General features: G+C 65.1%; 13 protein-coding genes. 12 read left to right on the forward strand and 1 reads right to left on the reverse strand.

Annotated features, from left to right (window positions below):
• The 7 genes from ruvX to aroB all read left to right on the forward strand — a co-directional run bounded on the left by ruvX (nucleotide 1) and on the right by aroB (nucleotide 6,702).
• Nucleotides 1-537, forward strand: coding sequence for a Holliday junction resolvase RuvX (gene ruvX, locus AB0I57_RS08020; protein ID WP_358332237.1), 537 nt, complete (start codon nucleotides 1-3; stop codon nucleotides 535-537).
• On the forward strand, nucleotides 534-2,141 hold the full coding sequence (locus tag AB0I57_RS08025; RefSeq protein ID WP_358332240.1) for an endolytic transglycosylase MltG: 1,608 nt from the start codon (nucleotides 534-536) through the stop codon (nucleotides 2,139-2,141). The genes ruvX and AB0I57_RS08025 overlap by 4 nt, the downstream gene beginning before the upstream one ends.
• The gene (locus AB0I57_RS08030) at nucleotides 2,131-2,958 is read left to right on the forward strand and encodes a shikimate dehydrogenase (protein WP_358333290.1); all 828 of its coding nucleotides are present in this window, start codon (nucleotides 2,131-2,133) and stop codon (nucleotides 2,956-2,958) included. The genes AB0I57_RS08025 and AB0I57_RS08030 overlap by 11 nt, the downstream gene beginning before the upstream one ends.
• A gap of 90 nt (nucleotides 2,959-3,048) precedes the next feature.
• The gene (locus AB0I57_RS08035) at nucleotides 3,049-3,657 is read left to right on the forward strand and encodes an A24 family peptidase (RefSeq protein ID WP_358332243.1); all 609 of its coding nucleotides are present in this window, start codon (nucleotides 3,049-3,051) and stop codon (nucleotides 3,655-3,657) included.
• A 75-nt stretch (nucleotides 3,658-3,732) separates the two neighbouring features.
• Complete coding sequence (aroC, locus tag AB0I57_RS08040; RefSeq protein ID WP_358332246.1) at nucleotides 3,733-4,920, forward strand: chorismate synthase; 1,188 nt, start codon at nucleotides 3,733-3,735, stop codon at nucleotides 4,918-4,920.
• Nucleotides 4,921-4,960: 40 nt separating this feature from the next.
• Nucleotides 4,961-5,467 (forward strand): shikimate kinase, encoded by a 507-nt coding sequence (locus AB0I57_RS08045; protein WP_358332249.1) that lies wholly within the window; start codon nucleotides 4,961-4,963, stop codon nucleotides 5,465-5,467.
• Nucleotides 5,468-5,586: 119 nt separating this feature from the next.
• Nucleotides 5,587-6,702 (forward strand): 3-dehydroquinate synthase, encoded by a 1,116-nt coding sequence (gene aroB / locus AB0I57_RS08050; RefSeq protein WP_358332252.1) that lies wholly within the window; start codon nucleotides 5,587-5,589, stop codon nucleotides 6,700-6,702.
• Between the two features lie 111 nt (nucleotides 6,703-6,813).
• Here aroB and AB0I57_RS08055 read toward each other — a convergent pair whose 3' ends face one another.
• Nucleotides 6,814-7,542: a B-4DMT family transporter gene (locus AB0I57_RS08055; protein WP_358332255.1), complete on the reverse strand. Its 729-nt coding sequence runs from the start codon at nucleotides 7,540-7,542 to the stop codon at nucleotides 6,814-6,816.
• A 136-nt stretch (nucleotides 7,543-7,678) separates the two neighbouring features.
• Here AB0I57_RS08055 and AB0I57_RS08060 point away from each other — a divergent pair, with 136 nt between their 5' ends.
• The 5 genes from AB0I57_RS08060 (at nucleotide 7,679) to AB0I57_RS08080 (ending at nucleotide 11,614) form a co-directional block, all read left to right on the forward strand.
• Nucleotides 7,679-8,776, forward strand: coding sequence for an aminopeptidase P family protein (locus AB0I57_RS08060; protein WP_358332258.1), 1,098 nt, complete (start codon nucleotides 7,679-7,681; stop codon nucleotides 8,774-8,776).
• A 34-nt stretch (nucleotides 8,777-8,810) separates the two neighbouring features.
• On the forward strand, nucleotides 8,811-9,374 hold the full coding sequence (efp, locus tag AB0I57_RS08065; protein ID WP_358332261.1) for an elongation factor P: 564 nt from the start codon (nucleotides 8,811-8,813) through the stop codon (nucleotides 9,372-9,374).
• Nucleotides 9,375-9,878 carry a transcription antitermination factor NusB gene (nusB, locus tag AB0I57_RS08070; protein WP_358332265.1) on the forward strand — a complete coding sequence of 168 codons (504 nt, stop codon included), beginning with the start codon at nucleotides 9,375-9,377 and terminating at the stop codon, nucleotides 9,876-9,878. It abuts the gene before it with no gap.
• 165 nt (nucleotides 9,879-10,043) lie between these two features.
• Nucleotides 10,044-10,676, forward strand: a complete 633-nt coding sequence (pyrR, locus tag AB0I57_RS08075) for a bifunctional pyr operon transcriptional regulator/uracil phosphoribosyltransferase PyrR (protein ID WP_358332268.1) — start codon at nucleotides 10,044-10,046, stop codon at nucleotides 10,674-10,676.
• Nucleotides 10,673-11,614, forward strand: a complete 942-nt coding sequence (locus tag AB0I57_RS08080; RefSeq protein WP_358332270.1) for an aspartate carbamoyltransferase catalytic subunit — start codon at nucleotides 10,673-10,675, stop codon at nucleotides 11,612-11,614. Before pyrR ends, AB0I57_RS08080 begins: the two co-directional genes overlap by 4 nt.

Below are 11,614 nucleotides of genomic sequence, written 5' to 3' on the forward strand. Positions count from 1 at the left end.
GTGGATCGCGCGGAATTGGGTCCGGATCGACCCGGAGACGATGACCCAGGGCGCGGTCGACGCATTGGCATCGATGTAGGCAGTGTCCGAATCGGGGTCGCCTCCAGCGACCCCGACGGGATTCTCGCAACCCCTGTCGAGACTGTGCCCCGGTCCAAGGAACGTGGAACCGATTCGCCGGACATTCGGCGAATCGCCGAAATCGTCGAGGAGTACGAGGCGGTGGAGGTTGTCGTCGGGCTGCCCCGGACTCTTCGTGGTGAGCGGGGGAAAGCGGCTTCCATCGCGATCGCGTTCGCGAAGCGGTTGCGACGCGCGGTGGATCCGATACCTGTGCGGATGGCTGACGAACGTCTGTCGACCGTGACAGCTGCGCGAGCGCTTCGGGAGAGCGGTGTCAGCACAAAGGGCCAGCGACCGGTGATCGATCAGGCCGCAGCGGTGGCAATCTTGCAGGGATGGTTGGACGAGCGAAGCGCGTTGATGAACACTGTGGAATCCTGTGCAGACGTGCGGCTACCGGAGGCGGATAAGTGAGTAATCATCGGCGACCTTCAGGCGAGCGACCCGATCCCCACCACCACGCCCACCGACGTCGCCGACATCGCTACCTCGACGAGGGCGACGATCCGGTTCATTTCCAACCACAATCCGAAGAGATCACCACCACCGGCCGACATGCCCGGGTGCACGACGACCGGGACCATCACGCCGACGGAAACGGCAGCAGTCGCGCATCCCGGTACAGCGCGTACTCCTCTCGCAACGCTCACGGTCACCACGAAGCCGGCTACACGGCGCAAGGGTACGAATGGCGAGGGTATGACGACTATTCGCACAGGTACGACGACTATTCCTACGACGGTCCAGATTCCGGCGCGGGCCGCGACACCTCGGGTGTGGCATTCGACGACGCCGAAACCCAGGTTCTCGAAGCCGTTCAGCCGACCCGCATACCTCCCCGGCATCAGACTGGACGGCGCAAGAAGGCCAAAGGTCGGGCCCGTCGCGGCAAGTTGGTCGGAACGCTGGCGGTCGCTGTCGTACTGATCGCGCTCGGTGGGCTGGCGTTCGTGGGTGGCAGGTTCGTCCTCGGCGGCAGCGCTCCGCCGGACTACGCAGGCCCCGCTGGTCCCGAAGTAGTCGTGGAGGTGCATCCGGGGGATACCGCGGAGCAGATCGGAGTGGCGCTCACAGAACGGGACGTCGTGGCGAGCGGGGCGGCCTTCTACAACGCTGCGCTTCAGAACGAAGCCATCAGTAGTGTGCAGCCCGGTTTCTACCGTCTGTCGACCAGGATCCCCGCAGCCGACGCTGTGAGCGAACTCATCGATCCCACGTCCCGGGTCGGGCACCTCATCATCTCCGAGGGCAGGCAACTCCACGACACCACCGATGTGCAGACCGGGGCGACGAAGAAGGGGATCTACACCCTCATCTCCGAGGCCAGTTGCCTCGGCGTCGGCGGGCATCAGACATGCATCAGCTACGACGACCTCAATACGGCCGGGGCTGGAGACTTGAATGCACTCGGTGTGCCGGACTGGGCGAAGGACGCGGTTGCAAACGTTCCGGACCGGGGCCGGCAGCTCGAAGGACTGATCGCAGCGGGAAGCTGGAATTTCGACCCCACCTCGAGCCCCACCGCCATTCTCGCCAGGCTGGTCGGCGAGAGTTCCACACGGTACGAAGGGACCGGAATTCTCACCGATGGCGCCCAGGTCGGTCTGACCCCTTACGAACTGCTGATTTCGGCGTCTCTGATCGAGCGCGAGTCGTTGCCGGCCGATTTCTCCAAGGTGGCTCGAGTCATTCTGAACCGGCTCGCAGTGGGCCAACCCCTGCAGTTCGACTCGACGGTCAACTACGAACTCGACACCACCGAATTGGCCACCACCGACGCCGACCGCGCTCGGGTAACGCCCTGGAACACGTATGCGAGCCCGGGTCTGCCTGCGACCCCGATCGCGTCACCGAGCATCGCTGCACTCGAGGCCGCCGAAGCACCGGCACCGGGTGACTGGATCTACTTCGTCACGATCGATTCGCAGGGCACAACGTTGTTCACCAGGAGCTATCAAGAGCATTTGGCCAACATCGACGAGGCCCATCGCAATGGAATCTTCGAAAGTGGGAGGTGAGCTGGTGACCGCGCGAAAGGCTGGGGTACTGGGCAGACCCATCGCGCATTCACGCTCGCCGCAACTACACCTCGCCGCATATCGGGCGCTCGGTCTGACAGGGTGGACGTACGACCGCATCGAATGCGGCGCAGACGAGCTCCCGGGTCTTGTCTCTGGGCTCGGACCGGAATGGGTCGGCCTGTCCGTCACGATGCCGGGGAAGGTCGCAGCGTTGAGGTTCGCGACCGAGCGAACTGACCGCGCTGTCGCGGTCGGGTCGGCGAACACGCTGGTCCGCGTCGAGGGTGGGTGGCGCGCTGATTGCACCGACGTGGACGGCGTCAGTGGCGCACTCACCTCAGGAGGACTGGGGTCGGTTGTGGGGGCTGATGCCGTTGTCCTCGGTGCAGGAGGGACTGCCCGCCCCGCGCTTGCAGCATTGGCCGACCTGGGGGTCAAGGCCGTTACGATCGTCGCCCGAGACGCGGGGCGGGCGGAAAGTGCGATCGGCTGCGCCGAGTCGCTGGGACTCGACGTCCGCTTGCTGGGATTCGACAGCCAGGAACTCGGTGCCCGCTGCGCCGCCGCCGCTGTGCTCGTGAGCACCGTGCCGTCGGCCGCGATCAACGACCACACCGCGGCGGTCGGGCGCGCACCGTTCGTGCTCGACGCGATCTACGACCCCTGGCCGACACCGTTGGCGAGAGCGGTCGAGGCCGCCGGTGGCAGAGTTGTCGGGGGACTGGAGATGCTTCTCCATCAGGCATTCGGACAGGTGGAGCAGTTTACCGGCCTTCCGGCACCGCGATCGGCGATGGCGGCGGCCCTGCACTAATTGTCCACAGACGCATTGTTCTCCCCAGGCTGATCGTTTGTGCTGGTCGGTGCCATGGACGGTGTGCGCGTCTCGGGCACGCTGTCTGCTATGTGGTCTCTGATTTCGGTGAGCGCGCTGCTCGGCGCGGGCGCCGGTTGGTGTGCGCGCCGAACAGCCTCCCAGTTCGTCGGCGAGCATGTCGTCCAGCGCGGCTGGTGTGAGGCGGTCTGTGCGACCGGGGTCGCCGCCACGGCGTGGATCGCGGCGGGCGAACTCGATGTGTGGCGCCTGGTGTTGGCGATCGCCTTCTGGTGGTGGTGCGTGACTCTGGGCGCAATCGACCTGTGCGTCCGGAGGTTGCCGAACGTGCTGACGGTTCCGGGGTTCGCTGTGATCGTGGGTGTCGGCGTGGCGACGGGTGGGGCGTTGGCGGCGATAGTCGGGGGAGTCCTGCTCGCGACGGTGTACCTCGTGGTGCATTTCGGCGTACCTGGATCTTTCGGAGCCGGCGACGTGAAACTCGCGCTCGGGGTGGGTGCGGCCGCGGGACTCGCGGGAGGCGGGGCCTGGCTGTGTGCGGCGGTCCTCGCGCCCGCGCTGACCGCGGGTGCGGGCTGCGTGTTCCTCGCTGCTCGGCGGTGCCCGCCGACACTCCCGCACGGACCCGCAATGTGCGCCTCGGTGCTGGTTGCGCTCTTTGCTGCGCACATCACGTGATCTCACGCTCGGGTCGGGTCCGGTTGGGCGGACCACCGTCGGAGTCGGGTACGGCGACGTGGAAGGATAGCGATTGTGCTGCGTTGGATAACTGCCGGAGAATCCCATGGTCCCGCCCTCGTCGCGATACTCGAAGGGATGGTCGCCGGCGTCGAAGTGACGTCCGAAGACATCTCGACGCAACTCGCGCGCCGCCGCCTCGGATACGGGCGTGGGGCACGGATGAAGTTCGAGGCCGACAAGGTCACGATCGTCGGCGGAGTGCGACACGGACGCACCCTCGGTGGTCCGATCGCAGTGGAGGTGGGCAACACCGAGTGGCCGAAGTGGGAAACCGTGATGTCCGCTGATCCGGTCGACGCCGAAGTGCTCGAGGGTCAGACACGCAACGCCCCACTTACCCGCCCCCGGCCCGGACACGCCGACTACTCGGGCATGCTCAAGTACGGCTTCGACGATGCCCGCCCGGTCCTCGAACGCGCGAGCGCGAGGGAGACTGCAGCACGTGTTGCGGCTGCCACTTTCGCGCGAGCATTTCTCCGCCAGGTATTCGGTGCCGAGGTCCTCTCCCATGTGATTTCCATCGGTGCGACCGACCCGTACGTCGGCCCCGAGCCGACCGCGTCCGATCTGCCTGCGATCGACGCCAGTCCTGTGCGCGCGTTCGACAAGGATGTCGAGGCGTCGATGATTACCGAGATCGAGGCCGCCAAGCGCGACGGCGACACTCTCGGCGGCGTCGTGGAGGTCGTCGTACACGGCCTTCCCGTGGGTCTGGGATCCTTCATCAGCGGTGCAGACCGGCTTGATGCCCGCCTCGCGTCCGCGCTCATGGGCATCCAGGCGATCAAGGGTGTCGAAGTCGGAGACGGCTTCGAGACCGCGCGCCGCAGGGGCAGCCAGGCGCACGACGAGATGCTTCCGGGCCCGGACGGAGTCGTGCGGTCGACGAACCGAGCGGGGGGCCTCGAGGGCGGTATGACCAATGGTGAGCCGTTGCGCGTCCGTGCGGCGATGAAACCTATTTCGACGGTTCCACGAGCACTCGGAACGGTCGACATGTCGACCGGTGAGGAAGCGGTCGCCATTCACCAGCGTTCCGACGTGTGTGCCGTTCCCGCCGCAGGTGTCGTTGCCGAGTCCATGGTTGCTCTGGTCGTCGCCCAGGCGGCCCTCGAAAAGTTCGGGGGAGACTCGATTGCCGAGACGGCCGCCAACTTCCGGCACTATGCGTCCGAGGTAGAAGCCCGGTTCGCACGATGACGGGTCCGGCCGGCGTCGCACGGCGGGGGTGATTGATCCGATGGCACCGAAAGCTGTGATCGTCGGCCCGCCCGGTTCCGGAAAATCGACGATCGGGAAGCGCCTCGCGCGGGCTCTGGATCTTCCGTTCTTCGACACGGACGCGGCGGTCGAGGTCGAGACGGGCCGCACAATTGCGCAAATCTTCGTCGAGGACGGCGAACCCGCTTTCCGTGCCATCGAGGAAAGGATCGTCAGGAAGGCGGTCGAGAGCAGTGAGGGGATCGTCTCTCTGGGTGGCGGATCGATCCTGTCCGAGCGCACCCGCGCGCTACTGAAGGGTCACACTGTCATCTATCTCGAGATCAGCGTGGCGGAGGGGCTCAAACGCACGCGCGGCAACACTGTGCGTCCATTGCTCGCTGACGGAGATCCCCGGCAGAAGTACACCGAGTTGTTGCGTGTGCGGGGCACGCTGTACGAGGAAGTGTCGTCCATCCGGATACGTACGGACGGGCGCAGTCCCTCCCGTGTGGTCAAGAACCTGGTGTCGAAGCTGACCGAGTGATGGTCGACCTCGACGCAACGTGAGCTTCGGCGGCTGAGGCGGCCGAGAGCGACCTTTGAGAACCTTGGACTGAGAACCTTGGACCCAGAGACAAGCAGAACTGAGCGGAGCAGTAGACAGTGACCGAACCGGTACGCGTACAGGTGCAGACGGCCAACCCATACCCGGTCATCATCGGGCGCGGATTGCTCGGTGAACTGGTGGATGAACTCGTCGGCACCAAAACCGTGGCGATCTTCCATCAGCCACCGCTTGCGGAGACGGCCGAGTCGGTTCGCGCGACTCTCGCCGAACAGGGAATCGATGCGCACCGCATCGAGATTCCAGATGCGGAAGAGGGTAAAGACCTCGCTGTGGCCGGGTTCTGCTGGGAGGTGCTCGGACGGATCGGACTCACTCGCAGTGACGCCGTGGTGAGTCTGGGTGGTGGCGCTGCGACCGACCTCGCTGGATTCGTCGCCGCGACCTGGATGCGTGGTGTCCGCGTGATCCACGTGCCCACCACACTGCTCGCGATGGTGGACGCGGCTGTCGGCGGCAAGACGGGTATCAACACAGAGGCAGGCAAGAACCTGGTCGGCTCTTTCCACGAGCCGTCGGCAGTACTGGTCGACCTGGCGACCCTGGAGACGGTTCCCCGCAACGAGATCGTCGCGGGAATGGCCGAAGTGATCAAGACCGGATTCATCGCCGACCCGGTCATCCTCGACCTCATCGAGGACGATCCCGAAGCGGCACTCGATCCGGCAGGATCGGTTCTGCCGGAATTGATTCGGCGTTCCGTGGAAGTCAAGGCCAAGGTGGTCGCCGCGGACCTGCGTGAATCCGACCTGCGCGAGATTCTGAACTACGGCCACACGCTCGGGCACGCGATCGAGCGCCGCGAACGTTACCGTTGGCGTCACGGCGCGGCAGTGGCGGTGGGACTCGTGTTCGCCGCGGAACTCGGTCGCCTGGCTGGGCGACTCGACGACGAGACGGCGGATCGGCACCGGACGATCCTGGAACTCGTGGGTCTGCCCACCACCTACGACGCGGACGCGCTCGGTCAACTGCTGGAGGGCATGCAGACCGACAAGAAGAACCGCTCAGGCGTTCTACGGTTCGTCGTCCTCGACGGGCTCGCGAAACCCGGACGTCTGGAGGGTCCGGACCCCTCCCTGTTAGTGGCCGCATACTCGGCTGTGGCCCGTGAGGAGGCGTCGGGCGAGGGTGACGGAGCCGTAATGTTGTAAGCCAGTTGGCGAAAGCCGGTCGGTAGGATCACGGCGCGGCGGCATGCGCGATTGCACTCACACCGCCGCGCGAGGACCTCGGTCTCGCCCAGGGGGCGTCAGCACCGGGCGCTAGTCGGTGCGGTGCTTTCCGGCCGCGGGATGCTCGTTCGGGTCGACCGGATCCTGCGAGGCGGTGTCTTCGCTCTCGACACGATCTTCCTCCGCCTTGTCATCCTCTGCGTAGTCGTCGTCCGGGGTCTCCGGCGAATCGGGTTCGTATGCGGCTCCGTGGTACTCCTGCACCCGCTCGAAGACGGTGGTTTCAGCGTCGGAGCCGGAGAATTCCGTGCCTGTGGGCTGCACGTGGATCTGTTCGGTGGGTGCGTCCGTCCCGGCCGCAACCGGTGACGAATCGCCGTTCTCCGCAGACTTTCCGGACTCTCGGCGGACGTAGTACCTGCCGAGGAAGACTGCGAGCATCGCCGGAGCGAAGATGAGCAGTACGGTGAACGCGGCCCCCGACGTCAGCTCGAAGAAGAACGAGTTCTGGGTGACATTGAGGAACGGCAGCACATCGATCAGCCAGCTGCCGAAACCGGCGACGATTCCCCCGAGTATCGCGGCCTTCAGCCACAGGATGGTGAGATCGGCGCCGTCGGCAGGGTCCGGGTTCTCGCGGCGGTCCCGTATGCCGTCCATCCCCGCCCAGACCAATGCGGCGACCACGACAATCGCCAGTGAGAGCCATCTCAGAGGGGATCCCAGAAGAGGCCAGTGTGTGATCGAGAAACCGAGGATCACACGAACCAAAACATGTATCAGGGCCATCCCGAGGCCACGTACCACCCACGCATTCATGGGCACAGCGTAGCGAGCCGAATTTCGGCCCTGTGGTCTCACCCACACCCGGCGTGATTGAAACCTGTTCTCTCCTCCGATCGGCGGCGCAGAGGTGGACGATCGTGACGAGACCGATGCCGGTACGTTTGACTACATGGCTGCTGATCACGGTTCTCGGCGCGCGGCCCTGCGCGCGGCCCTGGCCTCCCGAGATCTCGACGCGCTTCTCGTGACGAATCTGACGAACATTCGATATCTCACCGGCTTCACCGGCTCCAACGCCGCCCTGCTTGTCGATGCGACCGACGTCGAGGGGGCTGAGGAGCGAACCGTCATCTGCACCGACGGCCGGTATCTCACCCAAGTCGGTGAACAGGTTCCCGATCTGCGGGCCCAGATTGCCCGATCCAGCGCCGCTGCTCTGATCGAATCGGTACAGAGCACGTCGACGGTGGCGTTCGAGAGCCACGTCGTCACTGTGGACGAGTTCTCTGCCTGGTCGCTGCTCGCGCCGGATGTGCGCCTGGATCCGGTCCCAGGGCTGGTCGAGGAACTACGCATGGTCAAGGATGAGCACGAGGTCGAGTTGCTGCGTGCTGCCTGTGCGGCGGCCGATTCCGCACTCGCCGAATTGATCTCGCGGGGCGGGCTGCGTCCGGGTCGCACCGAGAAAGAGGTATGCCGTGAACTCGAGGCACTGATGCTCGATAACGGCGCGGATGGCATCTCGTTCGAAACCATCGTCGCTACCGGAGCCAACTCCGCGATCCCACACCATCGCCCCACCAAGACGGTGCTGGGCAGCGGCGACTTCGTCAAACTCGACTTCGGAGCGCAGGTCGGTGGCTACCACTCGGACATGACGCGAACATACGTACTCGAGCGCGCAGCGGACTGGCAACGTGACCTGTACGCACTGGTCCAGCGTTCCCAACAGGCAGGACGAGAAGCGCTGCGCCCCGGAGCAGAGGTTTCCGAGGTCGACGGGGCCGCTCGCCGCATCATCGAGGACGCGGGCTACGGGGAACTGTTTCTGCACGGACTGGGACACGGCGTCGGCCTCGAGATCCACGAAGCTCCGGGAATCGGCAAGCTGGGCACCGGTACACTTCTCGAGGGCGCGACGGTGACAGTCGAGCCGGGTGTGTACTTCTCCGGGCGCGGAGGCGTGCGTATCGAGGACACGCTCGTGGTGCGTGAGCGGGGGCCGGAACTGCTCACACTCACCACCAAAGAACTGACCGTCGTGTAGACGGTTTCGACCTTATCGAGGAGACGCGAAGCAAGTGGCTTCAACTAGTGATTTCAAGAACGGACTGGTCCTGAAGATCGATGGCCAGCTGTGGACGATTGTCGAGTTCCAGCACGTCAAGCCCGGCAAGGGTCCGGCCTTCGTGCGCACCAAGTTGAAGAACGTGCTCTCGGGCAAGGTCGTGGACAAGACGTTCAATGCCGGTGTCAAGGTGGACACCGCCACCGTCGACCGGCGTGATATGACCTACCTGTACCACGACGGTTCCGACTACATCTTCATGGACGGCGACACCTACGACCAGATCTCGATAAGCGAGGAAACCGTCGGTGACGGCGCTCGTTTCATGCTCGAGAACATGGCAGTTCAGGTTGCGACCCACGAGGACGTCCCGCTGTTCGTGGAGCTGCCCGTGACCGTCGAATTGGTGGTCAAGCACACCGACCCCGGTCTACAGGGTGACCGCTCCACCGGTGGCACGAAGCCTGCCACCCTCGAAACCGGAGCCGAAATCAGCGTTCCGTTGTTCATCAACACCGGCGACAAGCTGAAGGTTGACTCGCGAGACGGCAACTACCTCGGGCGTGTGAGTTCCTGAGTGGCCGGTTCGCGTAAGAAACTCGGCCCGCGCCACAAGGCCCGAAAGCGCGCCGTGGACTTCCTCTTCGAGGCCGAGGCGCGAGATCTCGATCCGGTCGATCTCGCGACCGACCGCGCGGAACTGTCCAGCAAGGTCGATTCCGTGGCAGCGGTCCCCGAGTACACGATCACCCTGGTGACAGGGGTCGCCGAGAACCTGGATCGTCTCGACGAGGTGATCTCGTCGCACTTGCAGGACTGGACCCTCGGACGCTTGCCCGCGGTCGACCGCGCAATCCTACGCATCGCGGTGTGGGAGCTGTTCCACGCCAACGACGTACCACCGGTCGTGGCTGTGGACGAAGCGGTGGAGTTGGCCAAGCAACTCTCGACCGACGAGTCGCCCGGATTCGTCAACGGAATTCTCGGTCAGGTGGTGCTGGTCGCGCCACAAGTTCGCGCGGCTGCCGCCGCGACGTCGCAGAAGGCCGCTGCCGACGATTCGGACGACATCCACTCGTAGGTCGTGTCCCGCCCCGCACCCGTCTCGTCTTCTTTCGAAGGTGGACGAGACGGGTGGGCTGGAGGTCAGGGACCCGAGGACCGGAGCAGCCGACGCGCTGATACGCTGTCGGCGTCAGGCATCCTTTAACGATCCGTCCAGTGAGGCGGAGAAGGAGGTCGTTGCATGCGTGTACCCGAAGGGTCTCGCGCCGCCGGGGAACCGGTGGAGTCAACACCCGAGTCGATCGCTTCCGGCGAACCCGCACGCGAGTTGCTCTCCGCAGCTGATGTGGGAAGGACCATCGCGCGCATCGCGCACCAGATCATCGAAAAGACTGCGATCGACGCAGAGGGCGGCGAGGCGCCGCGCGTCGTTCTCATCGGAATTCCCACCAGAGGCACGACGCTCGCAGTGCGACTCGCCGACAGGATCGAAGAATTTTCTGGAGTGCGTCCCCCGATAGGCTCGCTCGATATCACCCTCTACCGCGACGACCTGCGTACCAAGCCGCATCGGCCACTCGAGCGCACATCGGTGCCTGAGGGCGGCGTGGACAACGCGCTGGTGGTTCTGGTTGACGACGTCCTGTTCTCCGGGCGCACCGTCCGGTCTGCTCTCGACGCGCTGCGAGACCTCGGGCGACCACGGGCCGTCCAGTTGGCCGTGCTCGTCGACCGTGGCCACCGTGAACTGCCGTTGCGCGCCGACTATGTCGGGAAGAACGTGCCGACAGCGCGCAGCGAGGACGTCAAGGTTCTCCTGGACGAGCACGATGGTCGCGACGCGGTCATGATCTCCAGGGGAGGAGCCGCGTGAAGCACTTGTTGTCGATCGCCGACCTGACGCGAGAATCGGCCGTGGAGCTCCTCGACGAGGCGCAGCGATTCGAGCAAGCACTCCTCGGACGTGAGGTGCGCAAGCTTCCGACCCTGCGCGGCCGGACGGTCATGACCGTGTTCTTCGAGAACTCGACCCGGACGAGGGTCTCCTTCGAGGTTGCAGGCAAGTGGATGAGCGCGGACGTGATCAACGTCAGCGCGTCCAGTTCGTCGGTGTCCAAGGGCGAATCCCTCCGTGACACCGCGATGACGTTGCGGGCCGCCGGTGCCGACGCGCTCATCGTGCGACACCCCGCGTCGGGTGCGGCGCACCAGATCGCGCACTGGACGAGCCGCCAGGAAGACGGTGGCCCTGCGGTCATCAACGCCGGCGACGGCATGCACGAACACCCCACCCAGGCGTTGCTCGACGCACTCACGTTGCGGCAGCGGCTCGACGGAATCGAGGGCAAACGCATCGCGATCGTCGGTGACATCGCGCACAGCCGTGTGGCACGCTCGAACGCCCTGCTGCTGTCGATGCTCGGTGCCGAGGTCGTCCTGGTGGCGCCGCCGACGTTGCTCCCGGTCGGTGTGTCGTCTTGGCCTGTTTCGGTGGCGCACTCGTTCGATGCGGAGTTGCCCGGACTCGATGCCGTTCTCATGCTGCGTGTGCAGGCGGAGCGGATGAATGGCGGATTCTTCCCGTCTCCTCGGGAATACGCGATCAATTACGGATTGTCCGAGAAGCGGCTCGCGCTGCTTCCCGAGCACGCGGTGGTGTTGCACCCCGGCCCGATGCTGCGTGGAATGGAGATTGCGTCGGCCGTCGCCGATTCAACGAAAACCGCTGTACTGCAGCAGGTGACCAACGGCGTGCACATGCGCATGGCGGTGCTGTTCCGGCTGCTGGTCGGAGCGGAGGGTGCTGCCTGA

It is taken from the genome of Rhodococcus sp. NPDC049939, from assembly GCF_040656415.1.
Lineage (GTDB): Bacteria > Actinomycetota > Actinomycetes > Mycobacteriales > Mycobacteriaceae > Rhodococcus_F.